The organism is Amphibacillus cookii (assembly GCF_016908375.1).
In the GTDB taxonomy this organism is placed as follows: Bacteria; Bacillota; Bacilli; order Bacillales; family Amphibacillaceae; genus Amphibacillus_C; species Amphibacillus_C cookii.
On sequence record NZ_JAFBDS010000002.1, the window covers coordinates 228,027 to 249,224 of the forward strand.

Below are 21,198 nucleotides of genomic sequence, written 5' to 3' on the forward strand. Positions count from 1 at the left end.
GAGGAGTGAGCCATTGAAGAACATTACTTTATTAGGAGCAACTGGATCTATCGGGGTTCAAACCTTGGAAGTTATACAAGCCCATCCTGAACAATTTTCAATTCACGCATTAGCTTTTGGAAAACAGATAGATGTAGCTATTCCGCTAATTAAAACGTTTCAACCTAAAAAAGTAGTCGTACAAGATGTTGAAACAAGAAATGAATTAAAAACGTATTTACCAGAGTTAAATATTTTAGTAGGGGTTGAGGGTGCAATTGAAGTTAGCACGGATTCAGCTGTTGATGTAGTAGTTAATGCGGTAATGGGGAGTATTGGTTTGGCCCCTACATTACAGGCAATTGAAGCGAACAAAACCATTGCGATAGCGAATAAAGAAACATTGGTAACAGCTGGGCATTTGGTAACCGCGCTAGCAAAACGGCAAAACGTTCATTTATTACCTATTGATAGTGAACATTCCGCTATCTTTCAGTGTTTACAAGGTGAAAGCGAGAAGGCAGTTAATCGTCTTGTTATTACTGCATCGGGTGGGAGTTTTCGAGATTATACGCGGGATCAACTGGAAGGAGTGACCGTTAAAGATGCATTAAAACATCCTAATTGGTCAATGGGGGCAAAGATTACGGTTGATTCAGCCTCGATGATGAATAAAGGATTAGAGGTTATTGAAGCCTACTGGCTATTTGGAATGGATTATGATAAAATTGACGTTATTTTACATAAAGAAAGTGTCATACATTCAATGGTTGAATTTGCTGATCGGAGTGTCATTGCACAATTGGGCTTAGCGGATATGAGAATTCCAATCCAATATGCACTAACATATCCCAATCGATTACGATTAGAAGGTGCGGAACAACTTGACCTTGCTGCAATTAGTCGATTGAATTTCCGAAAAATGGATTTCGATCGTTTCCCATGTTTGAAAATGGCTTATCAAGCAGGAAAAATAGGGGGATCAACCCCAACCGTGTTAAATGCAGCTAATGAACAAGCCGTTTCCTTATTTTTGGATGAGCAGATATCTTTTTTAGATATTGAAAGGTTAATTGAAAAAATGCTTGATCAACACCAAAATATCGTTAACCCTGACTTAGCTACGATCCAAGCGATTGACTTAGAAACAAGAAGAAAGGTTCTTGAACAACTAAAAAGGTAGAATAAAGGAGAGACGTTCGATTGAACACGATCATAGCTTTTATACTAATGTTTGGTTTATTAGTATTTGTTCATGAATTTGGTCATTTTATTTTTGCGAAAAAAGCAGGTATGCTTGTGCGAGAATTCGCAATTGGTTTTGGACCAAAGATATTTTCAATTAAAAAATCAGAGACATTATATACGGTTCGTATTCTACCGATGGGTGGGTATGTACGTGTAGCTGGAGAAGATCCGGAAATTGTTGAGTTAAAACCAGGACAACATATCGGTCTAACCTACAATGCTGAGCAAAAAGTAAACAAAATTATTGTTAATAATAAAGACAAACACCCTACTGCCCAAGTTATTGAAGTGGAAAGTGCGGACCTTGTTCATGATTTAACCATTAAAGGTAGATTAGCTGGTGAAGAGACACTTCAGACATTTTATGTGGCTGAAGATGCCGATTACTTAATGAATGAAGTAGAAACCCAAATTGCACCATATAATCGCCAATTTGCTTCAAAAACAAAACGTCAACGCGCGATGCAATTGTTTGCAGGGCCATTGATGAACTTCATATTAACTGTTGTTTTATTTTTAATTTTAGGTGCCATGCAAGGCGTTCCTGTTACTGAAGCAAGAATTGGTGAGATTCAGCCCAATAGTCCGGCTGAAGAAGCTGGCTTACATTCTGGAGACCACGTTATTTCTATTAATGAAACTTCAATATCTGAATGGATTGAATTTCAAACCTATGTTAGCGAGCGCCCTGAGCAGCAACTGTCAATGGTTATTAATCGTGATGGTGAAGAAATCGAGCTCGAAGTGGTGCCAAGAGCGGAACAAATGGGTGATCGTGAAGTAGGGCGCATTGGTGTGATGCAGTATGTGGAGAAATCTTTTGCACGAGCCATTCCCTTTAGCATTCAAGAAACTTACGAGTGGTCTAAACTTATTTTAGTTAATTTAGGGATGTTGGTCACTGGACAATTTTCCGTTGATATGCTATCAGGACCTGTGGGGATCTATGATGCAACAGACCAAATTGTCCAAACAGGTATATGGAATTTCATACAATGGACAGCAGCTTTAAGCGTTAATTTAGGTATTATTAACCTGTTGCCGTTACCAGCGCTTGACGGTGGACGTCTTATGTTTGTAGGCGTAGAAGCTATTCGAGGCAAACCGATTTCTCCAGAAAAAGAAGGTTTGGTTCATTTTGTTGGCTTTGCTTTACTTATGTTATTGATGATTATCGTGACTTGGAATGATATTCAACGCTTATTTTTATAGAAATACCAAAAGATAGAAAAGGTGGATTGTGAGATGAGACAAAGTAAAACATTAATTCCAACTTTAAAAGAAATACCTGCAGATGCCGATACTGCTAGTCATCAGTGGCTATTAAGAGCAGGGTTTATCCGCCAGAATTTTTCTGGTGTTTATAGTTTTCTGCCTTTAGGAAAACGTGTGCTTGATAAAATAGAGGCTATTGTACGACAAGAAATGGATCGTATTGGAGCTAATGAGATGTTGATGCCATCGATTCAGTCAGCCGACCTTTGGCGAGAATCAGGAAGATGGGACAAGATGGGCGCTGAACTGATGCGATTAAATGATCGTCATAATCGCGAGTTTGTCTTAGGTCCAACCCATGAGGAAGTGGTTACAAGCATCATTCGAGATGAGGTAAAAAGTTATAAAAAATTGCCTTTAACCGTATATCAAATTCAAACCAAGTTTAGAGATGAACGTCGACCACGGTTTGGATTATTAAGAGGCCGAGAGTTTATTATGAAGGATGCCTATTCTTTTCATGCCTCTGATACAAGTCTAGATCAAAGTTATCAAGAGATGTATCAAACTTACTCTCGTATCTTTAATCGATTAGGATTGAATTTTCGTGCAGTCATTGCTGATTCTGGAGCGATGGGTGGTAAAGATACGCATGAATTTATGGCACTTTCAAAAGTGGGCGAGGATACCATTGCATTTTCGACGGAATCTGATTATGCTGCTAATATTGAAATGGCTGAAGTCATCGATCATTATAAACCGGCTGTAGCAGATACAAAACCATATATGAAAATAGAAACACCAAATCAAAGAACCATGCAAGAGGTAGCGGATTTTCTAGGTCATGAACTAGAAGAAGGCTTTAAATCGTTATTATTTAAAGTTGATGATAATTATGTGCTCGCTGTAACACGAGGAGATCACGAAGTTAATGAGATTAAACTTAAACATTACCTTAAAGCAGATCATGTTGAACTAGCAACAGAAGAGCAAGCATATCGTGTAATGGGAGCTAGCTTTGGTTCACTTGGCCCGATTGGTGTCTCAGCTAATATTCGAGTGCTTTGTGATTACGCGATACGTTCTGTTGCATCAGCAAGCTGCGGAGCAAATGAAGAAGGTATGCATTATGTTAATGTTAATCCTACACGCGACTTAGAAAATGTTGAGTATACAGATTTAAGATTTATTAAAGAAGGGGACCCTTCCCCGGACGGTAAAGGCACAATTGAATTTGCAGAAGGTATCGAGATAGGGCAAGTTTTTAAATTAGGTACATTTTATGCTGATCAATTAGGTGCAACGTATTTAAATGAACAAGGGAAAGCAGCACCGGTGATGATGGGCTGTTATGGCATTGGCATTTCTCGTACAATGGCTGCTATCGTAGAACAATTTCATGATGATAAGGGTATTGTTTGGCCAAGTTCAGTCGCTCCATTTCAAGTACATCTTCTTGTGTTAAATAGCAAAAAGCCTGAGCAAAGTCAGTTAGGTGATATACTTTACAACAAATTGTTAGATGCGGGATTTGAAGTCCTTTATGATGATCGAAATGAACGAGCAGGTGTGAAATTTGCGGATAGTGACTTAATTGGCATCCCACATCGAATAACGGTTGGAAAGCGAGCGACGGAGGGCATTGTTGAATGTAAAGTACGCCAGTCCGGTGAACAATCTGAATGTCATGAAACAGAGATAGTCGATTATTTAAACAGAGCATTACATTAACAATTAACCCTTGTCTATGAAAATAACGGACAAGGGTTTTCCAACTTTATTACTGATACTGAATCTGGAGGTTAAGAAATGAGCTTATCCAGTCATGAAAAAATGAATCTTCTACTAGATCAAATAAATATGAATGAACAGGACCAAGTCACGTATTTTGCCAATGCACAATTACTGAAATTAGAGGTGTTTAAAAAAGAGCGTTGCTGGCTCTTTCACTTTAATATTGAAAAAGTATTACCGACTCAAATCTATCGTTTGTTACGATTGAAATTACATGAAACGTTTCAGTCGATAGCTGAGGTTGACATGATTATTACTTGTGATGATCAATCGATAGCTGATGAAGAAATGTCTGGTTACTTTAGAGACTTTATTGAGACAGCACAAGACTTGTCACCTGCCTATGCTGACTTACTAAAAGCACAGCAGCCTGTTGTACAAGAACAAAAGCTAGTGATAAAAACACGAAATGAGACGGAAGCAACTGTAATTAAAAATCGCTTGAACACAAGCTATCGTGCATACTGCCAACGTGTAGGGATACCATTTTGGAGCATCGATACAGTTGCAGACCAGACCCAAGAGAATTTGGCTAAATTTAAAGAACAAAAAGCGTTAGAAGATAAATTACTTGTTAAGAAAGCAATGGAAGATAAAGAGAAAAGAACAGATAAAAAGGAACAACAGGCTTCAGATCAGCCTTTGATGATTGGTTACCCTATTAAAGAATCACCATTACAAATGAAAGACATTGTAGAAGAAGAAAGACGTGTTATCTTGCAAGGCTATATTTTTGATGTAGAGGTTAGAGAGCTAAGATCAGGTCGTCATCTCCTCATTGCCAAAGCAACTGATTATACCGATTCCTTTTCATTGAAAATGTTTTCGAAGGCAGATCAAGACCAAGAGAAGTTTAAATCAGTTAAACAAGGCATGTGGGTTAAAGTAAGAGGGAGCATCCAAACGGATACTTATACAAATGAGCTAACGATGATGCTAAATGATTTAAATGAAATAAAGCCGAAAGTAAAGCAAGATTTAGCTGATGTTGACCAAAAACGTATTGAATTACATGCACATACAACCATGAGTCAAATGGACGCTGTTGTTTCTGTTTCAAAACTAGTAGAACAAGCCGCTAATTGGGGACACCAGGCCATTGCTATAACAGATCATGCAGTTGCACAAGCGTACCCTGAAGCGCATGCGGCAAGTCAAAAGCATGGGATAAAGATGATATATGGTGTAGAAATCAATTTAGTCGATGATGGGGTACCGATCGCATATAATGAAGTCGACCTTGAGCTGGATGAAGCTACCTATGTCGTATTTGATGTTGAAACAACTGGATTATCAGCAGTGTATGACACGATTATTGAATTGGCCGCTGTTAAATTCAAAAATGGCGAAATAATTGATAAGTTTGAGCGCTTTGCTAATCCACATAAGCCGTTGTCTCAAACCATCATTGATTTAACAGGTATTACCGATGATATGCTTAAAGATGCCCCAGAAGTTGAAGACGTGTTAAGCGCTTTTCGCGAATGGATCGGTGATGATATTTTAGTTGCTCATAATGCGAGTTTTGATATGGGATTTATTAATCAGGGGTTTGAACAACATGGTCTGCCCAAAGCGCTTAATCCGGTCATTGACACGTTAGAGTTAGGCCGATTTATCTTACCACAATTAAAGAGTCATCGACTCAATATATTATGTAAGCATTACGGGATTGAACTGACACAACACCACAGAGCGATTTATGATACAGAAGCAACAGCCTATTTATTATGGAAATTAATTAAAGCAGCAGAAGAAAAAGATATTACCAATCATAATCAATTTAATCTGCATATGGGGGAAGGTAATGCTTATCAACGTGCTCGGCCGTACCACGCAACATTATTGGCTAAAAATGAAATAGGTTTAAAAAATATATTTAGGCTTATTTCAATGGCACATGTTGATTACTTCTATCGTGTGCCGCGTGTTCCTCGATCGAAATTAACGGCCCATCGCGAAGGGATTTTAATAGGGACAGCATGTGAAAAAGGTGAAGTCTTTGAAACGATGATGCAGAAATCAGCAGAAGAAGCGGAGAAGGTAGCCAGATTTTATGATTATGTTGAAGTTCAACCACCAGAAAATTATTATCCGTTAATAGAACGAGAATTGATTCAAAATGAAGCGCAGATATATGATATTATCCGTAATATTGTTAATCTAGCTGATCAATTAAATAAACCATGTGTAGCCACAGGAAATGTCCATTATTTAGAGAAACAAGATAAGGTTTATCGTAAAATTTTAATTAAGTCACAAAGTGGTAATCCACTTAGCAGACAAACATTACCAGATGTTCCTTTCAGAACGACTGATGAAATGTTGAGCTGTTTTGATTTTCTTGGTGAAGACAAAGCAAAGGAAATTGTGGTGGACCATACAAAAGCCCTATCTAATCAAATTGAACAAATAAGCCCTGTAAAAGAAGATTTGTATACACCAAATATTGAGGGGGCAGACAAAGAAATTAGAGAAATGAGTTATGCATTTGCGCATAATTTGTATGGGGAAAATTTACCTGAGCTTGTTGTAGAAAGAATGGAAAAAGAATTAAAAAGTATTATTGGTCATGGTTTTGCAGTTATTTATTTAATATCACAAAAACTAGTAAAGAAATCATTAGACGACGGCTATCTTGTGGGGTCACGTGGGTCAGTAGGTTCTTCATTAATTGCAACCTTTACTGAAATTACAGAGGTCAACCCGTTACCTCCACATTATGTCTGTCCAAAGTGTAAACACCATCAATTTTTTACTGATGGAAAATATGGGAGTGGTTACGACCTTCCTGATCAGAATTGTCCGGAATGCGGAACAGCATACAATAAGGAAGGACAGGATATTCCGTTTGAAACCTTTTTAGGATTTAAAGGAGATAAAGTACCAGATATTGATCTCAATTTTTCGGGTGCATATCAACCCGTTGCGCATAATTATACAAAGGTTCTATTTGGTGAAGATAAAGTTTACCGAGCTGGGACCATCGGTACAGTTGCTGAAAAGACGGCTTATGGTTACGTCAAAGGCTATGCTAGTGATCATGATCTACATATTAAGAATGCAGAAGTAGATCGATTAGTTAAAGGCTGTACAGGTGTGAAAAGAACAACAGGACAACACCCAGGCGGTATTATTGTTGTTCCTGATTATATGGACATATACGATTTTACCCCGATCCAATATCCAGCTGATGACCGTAACTCTGAGTGGTTAACGACGCACTTTGATTTTCATTCTATACATGATAATTTATTAAAGCTTGATATACTTGGACATGATGATCCGACGATGATTAGGATGCTTCAAGATTTAAGCGGTATTGATCCGATGACCATTCCAACTGATGATGACGAAGTAATGAAGATCTTCTCATCTCCTGACGTACTGGGCGTGACAGCAGAACAAATCATGTGTGAAACAGGTACATTAGGTGTTCCGGAATTTGGAACGCGTTTTGTTCGCCAAATGTTAGAAGATACAAACCCTAAAACTTTTGCAGAACTTGTGATTATTTCAGGTTTGTCCCATGGAACGGATGTATGGTTAGGTAATGCACAGGAATTGATTAATCAAGGCATTTGCAAGCTTCCTGATGTCATTGGTTGTCGAGATGATATTATGGTTTACCTCATGCATAGAGGACTAGATGCGTCGTTAGCATTTAAAATTATGGAATCTGTTCGTAAAGGTAAAGGGTTAACCGACGAGTGGATCGTTGAAATGAAAAAGCATGATGTACCAGACTGGTATATCGATTCATGTAAAAAAATAAAATACATGTTCCCTAAAGCTCATGCATCAGCTTATGTTCTAATGGCTATTAGAATTGCTTATTTCAAAGTCCATCATCCCATTCTGTTCTATGCTGCATACTTTACTGTACGTGCCAGTGATTTTGAATTAGATATAATGGTGAAAGGGTCTGAAGCGATTCGAACACGAATTGAGGAAATTTACAAAAAAGGAAACGACGCTGCCCCTAAAGAAAAAAGTTTAGTTGTTGTACTAGAACTGGCATTAGAGATGAATGAACGAGGATTTAAATTTGATAAAGTTGATTTATATAAATCAAGTGCAACAGATTTTCTTGTGGAAGGGGATCGCTTAATACCACCATTTAATGCTATTGATGGTCTTGGTACTAATGCGGCATTAAATATTGTTAAAGCGAGAGAACAGGGAGAATTTTTGTCTAAAGAAGATTTACGTGAGCGCAGTCGTATTTCAAAAACAGTGATTGAGTATTTAGAAAATCATGGATCATTAAACGGCATGGAAGAAAAAAATCAATTATCATTGTTTTAGTAAAGAAACCCTTTTGATTTACTTGCTTTATATCCCAATATATGATATATTTTATATGGATTTAAATGAGCGTGCTAAAAGGAGGAGTGGGGAAACCCACTCTTTCTTCACACCTTAGTGCTTTTGTGTTTTTTTATGGTGATGGGTAATCCCTTGTCGATTTTGACAAGGGATTTATCATTGCACACTAAGTGGAATAAGCTTTAAGTGCTATATGAGTTTTATTAGTCTTTCGTTTAATAGGTTAGGTTAGCCGATTTAAACCAATAATGAAAATATGGTTTAATGCGTAGACTATAAAAAGATAAGTTTGTATACACCTAACACTTAATATATGAATGAAATAAAGGAGGCGATAAAATGAGTGGTCATGTCATACAACAAACAGAAATATTGGTTACACCTATTTTAACAGAAATGAATTTACACCTAGTTGATATTGAATTTGTTAAGGAAGGTAAAAGTTGGTTTTTGCGTGTTTTTATTGATAAATCAGGAGGCGTAGACATTGAAGAATGTGGGCGTGTATCTGAACAATTAAGTGAACGTTTAGATAAGCAAGATCCGATTAATGTACCTTATTATCTTGAAGTATCATCACCTGGAGCTGAGCGCCCATTAAAAAAGCAAGAGGATTTACGTATGCACGTAGGTGAGCATATTCATGTTAAATTATATGAACCGATTGATGGAGCAAAAGTGTATGAGGGACGTTTAGTTACCTTTGATGAAAATGAGGTAGCTACACTTGAAGTGAAAGATAAAGCGAGAACTAAACAAGTTAAGATACCGTACAATAAAATGGCTAAGGCTCGCTTAGCGGTATCATTTAATTAAAGGGGGATCTATTGTGAGTAAAGAGCTTTTTGATGCCATTCATTATTTAGGTAAAGAAAAAGGTATTGATAAAGATGTTTTAATAGAAGCGCTAGAGGCTGCACTTATTTCAGCTTATAAAAAGAATTTTAAATCTGCTACAAATGTAAGAGTCGATCTTAATGAAGAAACCGGAAGTATGAAGGTTTTCTCACGTAAAGAAATTGTTGATGAAGTCGAAGATATCCAACAACAACTAGGAATCGATGAAGCGAAAGCAATTGATCCAACTTATCAAGTAGGAGATGTTGTTGAAGTTGAAGTAACCCCTAGAGACTTTGGGCGTATTGCTGCACAAGCAGCTAAACAAGTGGTGACACAAAGAGTTAGAGAAGCAGAACGTGGCGTTATTTACAATGAATATATTGATCGGGAAGAAGATATTATGAATGGCATCATTCAACGTGTAGATTCTCGTTTTGTCTATATTGATTTAGGAAAGGTTGAGGCAAAATTAGCTGAACCAGAACAAATGCCAACAGAGACTTACCGCGTCCATGACCGTATTAAAGTATTTGTCACAAAGGTGGAAAATACAAACAAGGGACCACAAATCTTTGTTTCTCGATCACATCCAGGTTTACTTAAACGTCTTTTTGAAACAGAAGTACCAGAAATTTATGATGGTGTTGTCGAGATTCGTTCTGTTGCTAGAGAGGCTGGTGATCGATCCAAATTATCAGTCTATGCCCAAGATCCTGATATAGATCCAGTTGGTTCTTGCGTAGGTCAAAAGGGCCAACGTGTTCAAACGGTTGTAGATGAATTAAAAGGTGAAAAGATTGATATTGTTGAATATTCAGAAGATCCAGTTGATTATGTATCTAATGCTTTAAGCCCCTCAAAGGTAACGGAAGTCATCGTTGATGAAACAGATAAGGCGACAACAGTGGTTGTCCCAGACAACCAACTATCGTTAGCAATTGGTAAACGGGGTCAAAATGCACGCTTAGCTGCCAAATTAACAGGCTGGAAAATAGACATTAAAAGTGAAACCGAAGCTAAAGAATTAGGTATTCTCACAAATAATAATCGGGTGGAGCAAAACAGTGAGCCACTTTTTAATGCGGATGAAGATTTATTTGAGTAAGGAGGAGCTTGATTATGCCTAAAAAAAATAAAAAAATTCCGCTGCGGAAATGTATTATTACCCAAGAAATGAAGCCTAAACAAGAATTAATTCGAGTGGTAAAGACAAAAGATGGAGATGTTTTTGTTGATCCATCTGGTAAGAAAAATGGTCGTGGCGCCTATGTTTCTCATGATTTAAGTATTGTCGATCAAGCAGAAAGTAGTCAATCAATAGAACGTCATTTTCAAGTTAAGGCGATAAAGGAAGTTTATCAAGATTTAAGAAAAGTAATACAAGGTGAGGACCTTGAGTAACGAGCAAAAATATTTAAACATGATCGGTTTAGCAACAAGAGCCCGTCAAATAGCTGTAGGAGAAGACCAAATTATTAAAGCGATTAAACAAAGACAGGCCAAGCTTGTTCTAATCGCCAATGATATTGGCCTTCAAACAAATAAAAAGCTTACAGATAAGTGTAAGTTTTATCGCGTACCTTATCGGACAATTGTCGATCGTGATACATTATCACATGCAATTGGTAAGGCTGGGAGAGTGGCTATTGCTATCACGGATGAAGGCTTTGCTGAAAAAATTTGCTCATTACTCGATTAAATAATATTCGGGGGTGACTGTATGGCTAAAGTAAGAGTATATGAATATGCCAAAAAGCACAATGTATCAAGTAAAGACGTTATTAATCAGTTAAAAGAGATGAAAGTAGATGTGACCAATCATATGTCGACGATCTCAGATGAGACTGTCATTAAGTTAGATAAGCTTTATAGTGGAGATAACCAACAATCAAAGTCTAATCAAGAGAAAAGTTCAAACAATCAGAAAAACGAAACGAAAAAGCAAACGGTTGAAAAACAAGAGAAAGCAAAGTCTCATTCATCTAAACAAGGTGAAAAAGTGATTAAATATACGGGTACGTTAACGGTTGGAGAATTAGCTGAAAAACTAGGAAAAGATACAAGTGAAATCATTAAGAAGTTAATGTTTTTAGGTGTTATGGCAACAAAAAATCAAGATTTAGATGATGATTCTGTTGAATTAATTTGTGGGGAATACGGTTTAGCTGTTGAAAAAGAGATACAGATTGAAAAGACAGATCTGGCTCAATATATTGAACCAGATAAAGAAGACCAACTTGTTGAACGTCCCCCAGTTGTTACGATAATGGGCCATGTTGACCATGGTAAAACAACCTTGCTGGATTCCATTCGACATACTAAGGTAACTGAGGGAGAAGCAGGCGGCATCACTCAACATATTGGAGCATACCAAATTAAAGCAAATGATAAAAAGATTACGTTTTTAGATACACCTGGACATGCTGCTTTTACAAGTATGCGTTCACGAGGGGCACAAGTGACAGATATAGCAATCTTAGTTGTGGCAGCAGATGATGGCGTCATGCCTCAAACCATTGAAGCGATTAACCACGCGAAAGCAGCAGAAGTTCCGATCATTGTTGCGGTAAACAAAATGGATAAAGAAGGAGCAAATCCAGATCGTGTGATGCAAGAGCTTACAGAATATGAGTTGATTTCTGAAGAATGGGGTGGCGAAACCATATTTGTTCAAATGTCTGCGATTCAAGCCGAGGGTATTGATGATTTGCTAGAAATGATTTTACTCGTTGCAGAAGTAGAAGAACTTAAAGCCAATCCTAATAAGCGTGCTGACGGTACAGTCATTGAAGCGGAACTTGATAAAGGACGTGGCTCAGTAGCTTCTTTACTTGTTCAAAATGGTACGCTTCATGTTGGTGATCCTGTTGTTGTAGGTCATACGTTTGGACGAGTAAGAGCTATGGTTAATGATTTAGGACGCCGTGTTAAAAAGGTGGGTCCGTCTACCCCAGTTGAGATTACTGGTTTGAATGAAGTGCCACAAGCTGGTGATCGTTTTGTTGTATTTAAGGATGAAAAGACCGCTCGTCAAATTGGTGAACTTAGACAACAGAAGCAAATTGAAGAGCGTCGTGGAGATCAATCAAGAGTGAGTTTAGAAGACTTGTTTGACCAAATCAAACAAGGCGAAATAAAAGATATAAATATTATCTTAAAAGCTGATGTTCAAGGGTCTGCTGAAGCCTTGGCTGCTTCTCTTAAGAAAATTGATGTAGAAGGGGTAAAGGTTAACATCATTCATACAGGCGTAGGAGCAATTAAAGAGTCAGATATTATTTTAGCCTCTGCTTCCAATGCTATTGTGATTGGTTTTAATGTTAGACCAGACAATAATGCTAAGAAAGCAGCTGAATCAGAAAAAGTTGATGTTCGCTTGCACCGTATTATCTATAAAGCGATTGAAGAAATTGAAGCTGCAATGAAAGGGATGCTAGATCCTGAATTTGAAGAAAAAGTGATTGGTCAGGCCGAAGTACGAGAAACGTTTAAAGTATCTAAAATCGGTACCATTGCAGGGAGTTATGTTACAGATGGGCGTATAACACGCGATTCTGGTGTGCGAGTTATCCGTGATGGCGTTGTTATTTTCGAAGGAGAGATTGACTCACTGAAACGTTTTAAAGATGATGTTAAAGAAGTCGCTCAAAATTATGAATGCGGGATTACTTTACAAAACTTCCATGATATCAAAGAGGGCGATGTTTTTGAGTGTTACATCATGGAGGAAATTAAGCGATAATGTTGCTATACGTTGACATCGAGTGTTTTATTTATCAATCTCATTCTTTAAAAGAGAAACGCTCAGTCTTAAAGCGTATCATAACGCGACTTCAAAATAGCTTTAATATAACGATTAGTGAACTTGATTATCAAGATTTGTGGCAACGTACTAGGATAGGAGTGGCTACTATTTCCTCAAACCGGGTACGTTGTGAGCAAGTCATTGATGCCTGCTTAGCTAAACTTGACTCTTTTCCCGAAATAGAATGTGTGCGTGTAGAACGGCATTGGTTCGGGTAAAGCTATACTGTATAGTAAGATATAGAAATTGAGGTGAGTGTTAATGAGTGAAGTGCGTGCAAATCGTGTTGCTGAACAAATGAAGAAGGAATTAGGGGATCTCATAACAAGAAAGATTAAAGATCCAAGGGTTGGCTTTGTGACGATTACGGATGTAGAAGTGACAGGGGATCTACAACAAGCTACTGTATTTCTAACGATATTAGGTAATCAACAGGAGCAACAAGATACCCTGGATGGTTTATCTAAGGCGAAAGGTTTCATACGCTCAGAGATTGGGCATCGTATTCGCTTGCGGAAAACACCTGAATTGTTTTTTAAAATAGATGAAACCATTGAGACGGGTAATCGAATTGAGAAACTATTACGTGATTTAAATCAATCGGATCATTAACATTTTACTTCGCAAAACCCTTGTTCTATAATGAAACAAGGGTTTTGCTTTGTTTAATATAACATATGACAGGTTTGATAAGCATTTAACAGCCATAACAGAAAAGAAGCTTTACTTATTCACATAACATAATAAATGCTATTAAGGCAAGTTGGAGGAACGGTAATGAATGGTATTGTCCCATTATGGAAGCCTGCAGGGATAACATCACATGATTGTGTGATAAAGTTACGTCGATACTTTTCAACAAAGAAGGTTGGGCACACGGGGACGCTAGATCCTGAAGTTGAAGGTATATTACCTATTTGTGTAGGAGAGGCTACTAAAATTGTCCCTTATTTAACAAATACGACAAAGACATATCAAGCTGAGGTAACGTTAGGTGTGTCTACAGATACAGAAGATCAGACTGGGATGCCGACTGAGCAGATAAAAATAGACCGGCTAATTACTGAATCAGAAGTTAAAGAAACGCTCGTTAAGTTTCAGGGAGAGATTACTCAGCTTACCCCACTTTATTCAGCAGTAAAAGTAAAGGGCAAGAAATTGTATGAATATGCCCGAGCGAATCAACCTGTTGAACGGCCAGTTAGACATGTGTTCATTCATGCCATAAATTATCTAGAAAAGACCCTAAACCAATCTAATGGTAAGGTGAGCTTTGGTTTTGAGGCAACGGTTTCGAAGGGGACTTACATTCGTACGTTAGCTGTTGATATCGGTAAGGCATTAGGGTTTCCTGCCCATATGTCACACCTGGTTCGCACGGCTACTGCTAGCTTTGATCGAAGCCATGCTGTTACATTGACGGAAATTGAACAGTTAAGTAAAGTAAATCAACTCACAACTGTCCTTTTGCCTATTGAAGCAGGTTTAATGCATCTTCCTACATTTGAGGTGGACCAACAATGGGCAACGAAAGTTTTAACCGGTCAAAAGTTTAATCGTCCGAATGGATGGCAAGAGGATCAGCCTTACGTCATGATGTTCTCAGGTAAGGTGTTAGCGATTTACTACGTTCATCCAACTAAACCAGAACTAATAAAACCATTGCGTGTGTTTAAGCAGTAATGAGAAAGAGGTGAAAGCGATGGAAACCATCATGTTAAAGTATCCGCACACCAACCTTCCAGATACAAATAATACATCTGTTTGTGCGATTGGTTTTTTTGACGGCATACATAAAGGACATCAGAAAGTTATTGAAACCGCCAAAGCTATTGCCCGTCAGAAAAATAAAAAATTAGCTGTTATGACATTTACTCCACACCCATCAGCTGTACTTCAAAAAAGTAATCGTCATGTTTCATATTTAACACCACTGAAGCAAAAACAAGCGATTTTAAAAAGTTTGGATGTTGACTTATTGTATATTGTTAAATTTGATTTATCATTAGCTCAGCTCGACCCGCAATCATTTATTAATCATTTTATTGTTAATTTGGATATTTGTCACTTGGTTTGTGGTTTTGACTTTACATATGGCCATATGGGTAAAGGGAATGTTGATACTTTATTGCAGCACGCAAGCGAGCGTTTTGGTGTATCAGTAGTTGAAAAGTATAGTGAACACCATGAAAAGGTAAGTTCGACACGAATTCGTAAACTACTAGCTGAAGGGAAAGTCGATCTGGCTAAATATTTTTTAACAAGACCATTAACGACTGAAGGCAAAGTTGTCCACGGTTATAAAAGAGGAAGAGAGATTGGCTATCCAACAGCTAATTTGGCGATTGATCTGAATCAAGCATTGCCTCGAACGGGTGTGTATTATGTGACAGTTGATATAAACCATCAACGTGTTCATGGTATGGCGAGCCTCGGTTATAATCCGACATTTGCGGATGATAAGGCCGAGGATAAGGTGAAATTAGAAGTGCATTTACTTGACTTTACTGGTGAGCTTTACGATCAAACGTTAATTGTTTATTGGGAAAAATTTATTAGACCAGAATATAAGTTTGATGGTGTTGAGCAACTAATAACGCAAATTAACCAAGATGAGATTGAAATTCGTCAACTTTTTCAATGAAATGTGCCATAAGACTTGCAATTTGGTTGAAAAAGCGTTAATCTATTTAACGGAAACCATCTGCTTGGCAAAACGCTTCTCCAACGTTTGCTAGGGGATTGGGGATTTTTTAATATTAATAGGAGGTGAAACAAGGATGGCTATTTCACAAGAGCGTAAAAATGAACTTATTAATGAATTTAAAACGCATGAAAACGATACGGGGTCTCCAGAGGTCCAAATCGCTGTCCTAACTGCTGAAATCACAAGTTTAAATGATCACTTGCGTGTACACAAAAAGGATCATCATTCACGTCGTGGTTTATTGAAAATGGTTGGGAAACGTCGTAATTTATTAACTTATTTACGTAATAAAGACGTTACACGTTACCGTCAACTTATTGAAAAGCTTGGCTTGCGTCGATAACATACACAAAAGCGGGGAATTTCCCGCTTTTTCTGTATGCTTATTTAATAAAACGGTTTCGAAAGACAAGTAGCTACTAAGGTCCTTGCGCTCGATTCTGATCAAAGCGTTGTTAAGACATGCAACGTTTTGATCAGGATGGAGCAAGATGATGTTGATGCAATAGGATAAAGAAGCTAGCTCTTTTGAACCGTTCATAGCATTTGAATAAGTTATATTTATCTGAGGTAAATTAACTTAATTAGCTTTTTATTTAGTCTAACGTAAACGGTTTTAACGAGAGGGGTATGAAAAAGAATGTCGAATAAACAAATATTTAAAACGGAAATTGCTGGGAAGCCATTTGTTGTTGAAGTAGGAGAATTAGCCAAACAAGCAAATGGAGCTTGTATGATTCATTATGGTGACACATCTGTATTGGCAACAGCTACGGGTTCAAAAGAGCCAAAAGACTTACCGTTTTTCCCATTAACAGTGAACTATGAAGAACGTCTTTATGCGGTAGGAAAGATTCCAGGTGGATTTATAAAACGGGAAGGAAGACCAAGTGAAAAAGCGGTATTAACATCCCGATTAATCGATCGCCCGATACGTCCACTTTTCCCTAATGGATTTCGTAATGATGTCCAAGTGATTAGTATGGTTATGAGTGTGGATCAAGATGCGCCATCAGAAATTGCTGCAATGGTTGGTTCATCTATTGCTTTAGGAGTATCTGATATCCCATTTGCCGGACCCATTGCCGGTGTCATTGTTGGACGTGTAGATGGTAAGTTCATTATTAACCCGACAACTGAACAACGAGAAAAAAGCGATATTGACTTGACTGTTGCTGGTACAAAAGATGCCATTAATATGGTAGAGGCTGGTGCAGATGAAGTTGCCGAAGATGTCATGCTTGAGGCGATTATGTTTGGGCATGAGGAGATCAAGCGATTAGTTGCCTTCCAAGAAGAAATATATCAAGCTGTTGGTAAAGAAAAGATGGAAGTAACGCTTTTCAATCATGATCAAGACATCGAAGCGGCATTAGAAAAAACGGCAAAAGCTCAATTGGTAGAAGCCATTCAAGTTGTCGAAAAACATGCTAGAGAAGAAGCAATAACTAACGTTAAAAATCAAGTGATTGAACAGTATGAAGCGAATGAAGCAGATGAGGAAACCATTAGTCAAGTTAAAGATATTTTAGAAAAAATGGTAAAAGACGAAGTGAGAAGACTGATTACGAAAGAGAAAATACGCCCAGATGGTCGTACGCCTGATCAAATCCGTCCTTTAACTTCACGAGTTAATCTATTGCCACGTACTCATGGTTCAGGATTGTTCACGCGTGGACAAACCCAAGCATTAAGTGTTTGTACACTTGGCGCATTAGGTGATGTACAGATTCTTGATGGACTTGATCTAGAAGAGTCTAAACGTTTTATGCATCATTATAATTTTCCTCTCTTCAGTGTTGGTGAAACGGGGCCAATACGAGGACCGGGTCGTCGTGAAATAGGTCATGGGGCACTAGGGGAACGCGCATTAGAAAAGGTGATTCCGTCAGAAAGTGAATTTCCGTATACCATTCGTTTAGTATCTGAAGTGTTAGAGTCCAATGGCTCAACATCACAAGCAAGTATATGTGCCTCTACACTTGCTATGATGGATGCGGGTGTACCTATTAAGGCACCAGTAGCTGGTATTGCGATGGGATTAGTTAAGCAAGGTGAAGATTATACCGTATTAAGTGATATTCAAGGTATGGAAGACTTTTTAGGTGATATGGACTTTAAAGTGGCAGGTACTGAAAAAGGTGTAACAGCATTACAAATGGACATTAAAATTGAAGGATTATCTCGTGATATTTTAGAAGAGGCTTTACAACAAGCTCGTGTGGGTCGAATCCATATTTTAAACCATATGGCAGAGGTAATTTCTACACCTAATGATGAGCTGTCTGCTTATGCTCCGAAGATTTTAACGATGTCAATTAACCCTGATAAAATTCGCGATGTGATTGGCCCAAGTGGTAAGCAAATCAATAAAATCATTGAAGAAACAGGTGTGAAAATTGATATCGAGCAAGATGGTAAAGTGTTTATATCATCAACAGATCAAGCCATGAATGAAAAGGCTAAGCTTATTATTGAGGATATTATTCGTGAAGTACAAGCTGGTGAAATGTATTTAGCCACGGTTAAACGGGTTGAAAAATTTGGAGCTTTTGCGGAATTATTCAAAGGTAAAGAAGGATTAATTCACATTTCAGAACTAGCTCTTGAAAGAACAAATAAAGTAGAAGATGTTGTAAAAGAAGGCGATCAAATTATGGTTAAAGTTAAAGAAATTGATCGTCAAGGACGGATTAATTTATCCAGAAAAGCGGTTTTACTCGAGGAACAAGAGAAGCAAGAAAAATCCAGTAACTAAACAAAGAAGATTCTTTACCACAAAGAAACCAATCTTGATCAGGAATGTTGTAAATTTGATCAAGATTGGTTTTTTCTTATTCGCTTTATTCATACCTTTATATGAGGGAGGGGAATAATGATGAGGTATAAGGAATTGAGTAGCAAAGAAATTGTAAATTTAGAAGATGGTACTCGTCTAGGTGTACTTGGGCAAACCGATTTGGAAGTCGATCCTAAAACAGGAAAAATAAACGCTTTTATCATTCCAAGCTATAGCTTATTTGGAATGAAGCGCGATCAAAATGAAACGACGATTACTTGGAATCAAATTAAAAAGATAGGAAAAGACACCATTATTGTTCATCGTGCCAGTAAATGATAAGTTAAACAGGTGCGTGAAATAAGTAAAAAACTGATCAGTCTAACTTGATCAGTTTTTTTGTCTAAAATCCCCCCCCTGATTATGAGTGCGACCCTTTACACAAGCATAGTCCTTTGTTGAACGATTATGAATGGATGGTATAAGTATATAGAAATCCTTAGTATCTATCATTGCTGTTAGATAAAAACCTATTTCGCCCTAACCATTGCACTGTCTACGTTTAGTCACATAATATAAAGAGAGATAACTGTCATTAACTATGTAACTCAACTTTCGCACACTGAAAATAGTTATTCAACCTTGATCGTGTTCAATAGACGCGGTAGTCAATAGGCTTGTTGACATTACTTCTACATGGATGTGCCGCATACGTTTAGCACGTTATTTCGTTCCGAAAAGCATGGATTCGCTTTTCGCGGGGATGGCTTCAGCTAACTTGACTCGCAAAGATCACGCCTTAAGTGGATCTTCAGCTTATCCTATTCCCGCAGAAGTCTCACCCCTTGCTTATCTTCACTTAGACTGGGGGTTTATACTGAATGTGTAAGCCCAACCGCACGAAATAAAGCTACCCTTATGCTGTCTTGGTTGAACCTGAAAATTCAGATGAGAAAGTTGAGTATGTAATATTAAGAGGAAACGGAAGTGAGTGCGCAATGAATAGGAAATTACAAATAGCAATTATTGGTGGTGATGCTCGCTACTTAGAATTAATTAAAAAGCTAGCTGGTCACCCCTACTACCAAATTAAATTAATTGGCTATGATCAATTAGACCCTGGTTTTTTTAGTGTCAGCCATACAGATTTAACGCAAATTACGCCAGAAACACTTGATGCTGTAATTTTACCGATTACCGGTATAAATGATAAGGGTGAGATAAATCCAGTTTTTTCAAGTCAAAGCATTTCATTTCCTGAAGATTGGTTTGCAAGACTGAATCATCAGGCTTTAGTTTTTACTGGGATTACAACAGCTTATTTAGATGAAGCAGTGAAAAAAAACCAAATTAAACTCTATCCATTAATGGAACGGGATGATGTAGCAATCTACAATGCGATCCCAACGGCAGAAGGAACGATTTTATTAGCTATACAACATATGAAAATTACACTGCATGGAGCCAATGCCATTATTCTTGGGTTGGGGCGTGTCGGATTAACGGTTGCTGACAAATTTGCCAAATTAGGTGCTAATGTCTGGGTTGGAGTAAGAAGTCCTAGTGACATAGCTAGAGCAAACACACTGGGCTTTGATGGTTTTCACCTTGATGATCTAGCAGCATATACTGAGAAGTGTGATCTATTGATTAATACTATTCCAGTACGGATTGTTGATAAGCGAGTATTAAATACGTTAAAGACAGATGCGTTATTGATTGATTTGGCATCAAAACCAGGGGGCATTAATTTTGATTATGCTCGAGATAGAGGACTAAATACGATCCATGCATTAGGTTTACCTGCAAGGGTAGCACCAAAAACGGCAGGTGAAATATTAGCTAAGGTTATTGATCAACTGATCACAGATCATCAATAGAAAGTAGGTTGATTGCATCGTGTTAACAAACAAAAAGATTGGGTTTGGTTTAACGGGATCACATTGCACATATGACCAAGTTTTCCCGATTATTGACAAACTAGTAGCTAACGGTGCAGATGTACACCCGGTTGTGTCCTATACTGTTCAAAATGTTGATAGTCGTTTTGGAACAGCAGCAGAACATTTGCAAATATTAGAAGATAAAACAGGTCATATACCCGTATCTTCTATTGTAGAAGCAGAAAAATTTGGCCCAGCTAATCCATTAGATGCCATGGTCGTCGCTCCTCTGACCGGTAATTCATTAAGTAAATTAGCCAATGCAATAACTGATAGCCCAGTACTAATGGCAACAAAGGCAACTATGCGTAATCAAGCCCCGGTAATATTAGCAATCTCAACAAATGATGCACTTGGATTAAATGGCGTTAATTTGATGAGGTTAATGGCAACTAAAGGGATATACTTTGTACCATTTGGCCAAGATAATCCTTTTAACAAACCGAATTCACTTATTGCTAAAATGGACTATTTACAAGACACGATCGAAGCTGCATTAGAGAATAAACAATTCCAGCCCGTTATTACCACCTATTAAACAGCATTTAAGCTAAGATTT

The 21,198-nt window shown here is 37.7% G+C and carries 18 protein-coding genes; all 18 read left to right on the forward strand.

Annotated features, from left to right (window positions below; genetic code table 11):
* Positions 1 to 13: 13 nt before the first annotated feature.
* The 18 genes from dxr to JOE23_RS04285 all read left to right on the forward strand — a co-directional run bounded on the left by dxr (position 14) and on the right by JOE23_RS04285 (position 21,177).
* Positions 14 to 1,162, forward strand: coding sequence for a 1-deoxy-D-xylulose-5-phosphate reductoisomerase (gene dxr, locus JOE23_RS04200; RefSeq protein WP_204436047.1), 1,149 nt, complete (start codon positions 14 to 16; stop codon positions 1,160 to 1,162).
* A gap of 20 nt (positions 1,163 to 1,182) precedes the next feature.
* A complete protein-coding gene (gene rseP / locus JOE23_RS04205) occupies positions 1,183 to 2,439 on the forward strand; it encodes an RIP metalloprotease RseP (protein WP_204436048.1) in 1,257 nt (418 codons plus the stop codon).
* 33 nt (positions 2,440 to 2,472) lie between these two features.
* Complete coding sequence (locus JOE23_RS04210; RefSeq protein ID WP_204436049.1) at positions 2,473 to 4,173, forward strand: proline--tRNA ligase; 1,701 nt, start codon at positions 2,473 to 2,475, stop codon at positions 4,171 to 4,173.
* Between the two features lie 78 nt (positions 4,174 to 4,251).
* Positions 4,252 to 8,544, forward strand: a complete 4,293-nt coding sequence (locus JOE23_RS04215) for a PolC-type DNA polymerase III (RefSeq protein ID WP_204436050.1) — start codon at positions 4,252 to 4,254, stop codon at positions 8,542 to 8,544.
* A 360-nt stretch (positions 8,545 to 8,904) separates the two neighbouring features.
* Positions 8,905 to 9,381: a ribosome maturation factor RimP gene (rimP, locus tag JOE23_RS04220; protein ID WP_204436051.1), complete on the forward strand. Its 477-nt coding sequence runs from the start codon at positions 8,905 to 8,907 to the stop codon at positions 9,379 to 9,381.
* A 13-nt stretch (positions 9,382 to 9,394) separates the two neighbouring features.
* The gene (gene nusA / locus JOE23_RS04225; protein ID WP_204436052.1) at positions 9,395 to 10,510 is read left to right on the forward strand and encodes a transcription termination factor NusA; all 1,116 of its coding nucleotides are present in this window, start codon (positions 9,395 to 9,397) and stop codon (positions 10,508 to 10,510) included.
* 14 nt (positions 10,511 to 10,524) lie between these two features.
* Positions 10,525 to 10,806 (forward strand): RNase P modulator RnpM, encoded by a 282-nt coding sequence (rnpM, locus tag JOE23_RS04230; protein ID WP_204436053.1) that lies wholly within the window; start codon positions 10,525 to 10,527, stop codon positions 10,804 to 10,806.
* A complete protein-coding gene (locus JOE23_RS04235) occupies positions 10,799 to 11,104 on the forward strand; it encodes a YlxQ family RNA-binding protein (protein WP_204436054.1) in 306 nt (101 codons plus the stop codon). The genes rnpM and JOE23_RS04235 overlap by 8 nt, the downstream gene beginning before the upstream one ends.
* A 21-nt stretch (positions 11,105 to 11,125) precedes the next feature.
* On the forward strand, positions 11,126 to 13,147 hold the full coding sequence (infB, locus tag JOE23_RS04240) for a translation initiation factor IF-2 (RefSeq protein WP_204436055.1): 2,022 nt from the start codon (positions 11,126 to 11,128) through the stop codon (positions 13,145 to 13,147).
* Complete coding sequence (locus JOE23_RS04245; RefSeq protein ID WP_204436056.1) at positions 13,147 to 13,428, forward strand: DUF503 domain-containing protein; 282 nt, start codon at positions 13,147 to 13,149, stop codon at positions 13,426 to 13,428. Before infB ends, JOE23_RS04245 begins: the two co-directional genes overlap by 1 nt.
* 43 nt (positions 13,429 to 13,471) lie before the next feature.
* A complete protein-coding gene (gene rbfA / locus JOE23_RS04250) occupies positions 13,472 to 13,822 on the forward strand; it encodes a 30S ribosome-binding factor RbfA (RefSeq protein ID WP_204436057.1) in 351 nt (116 codons plus the stop codon).
* A 165-nt stretch (positions 13,823 to 13,987) separates the two neighbouring features.
* Positions 13,988 to 14,893 carry a tRNA pseudouridine(55) synthase TruB gene (gene truB, locus JOE23_RS04255; RefSeq protein WP_204436058.1) on the forward strand — a complete coding sequence of 302 codons (906 nt, stop codon included), beginning with the start codon at positions 13,988 to 13,990 and terminating at the stop codon, positions 14,891 to 14,893.
* A 19-nt stretch (positions 14,894 to 14,912) separates the two neighbouring features.
* Positions 14,913 to 15,854 carry a bifunctional riboflavin kinase/FAD synthetase gene (locus JOE23_RS04260; protein WP_204436059.1) on the forward strand — a complete coding sequence of 314 codons (942 nt, stop codon included), beginning with the start codon at positions 14,913 to 14,915 and terminating at the stop codon, positions 15,852 to 15,854.
* A 136-nt stretch (positions 15,855 to 15,990) separates the two neighbouring features.
* Positions 15,991 to 16,260, forward strand: coding sequence for a 30S ribosomal protein S15 (gene rpsO / locus JOE23_RS04265; protein ID WP_204436060.1), 270 nt, complete (start codon positions 15,991 to 15,993; stop codon positions 16,258 to 16,260).
* 297 nt (positions 16,261 to 16,557) lie between these two features.
* Positions 16,558 to 18,675: a polyribonucleotide nucleotidyltransferase gene (gene pnp, locus JOE23_RS04270; RefSeq protein ID WP_204436061.1), complete on the forward strand. Its 2,118-nt coding sequence runs from the start codon at positions 16,558 to 16,560 to the stop codon at positions 18,673 to 18,675.
* 120 nt (positions 18,676 to 18,795) lie between these two features.
* Complete coding sequence (locus tag JOE23_RS04275; RefSeq protein ID WP_204436247.1) at positions 18,796 to 19,035, forward strand: YlmC/YmxH family sporulation protein; 240 nt, start codon at positions 18,796 to 18,798, stop codon at positions 19,033 to 19,035.
* A gap of 659 nt (positions 19,036 to 19,694) precedes the next feature.
* Entirely contained in the window at positions 19,695 to 20,576 is an 882-nt protein-coding gene (gene dpsA, locus JOE23_RS04280) for a dipicolinate synthase subunit DpsA (protein ID WP_204436062.1), read from the forward strand.
* 16 nt (positions 20,577 to 20,592) lie between these two features.
* Positions 20,593 to 21,177 carry a dipicolinate synthase subunit B gene (locus JOE23_RS04285; RefSeq protein ID WP_204436248.1) on the forward strand — a complete coding sequence of 195 codons (585 nt, stop codon included), beginning with the start codon at positions 20,593 to 20,595 and terminating at the stop codon, positions 21,175 to 21,177.
* Positions 21,178 to 21,198: the final 21 nt, after the last annotated feature.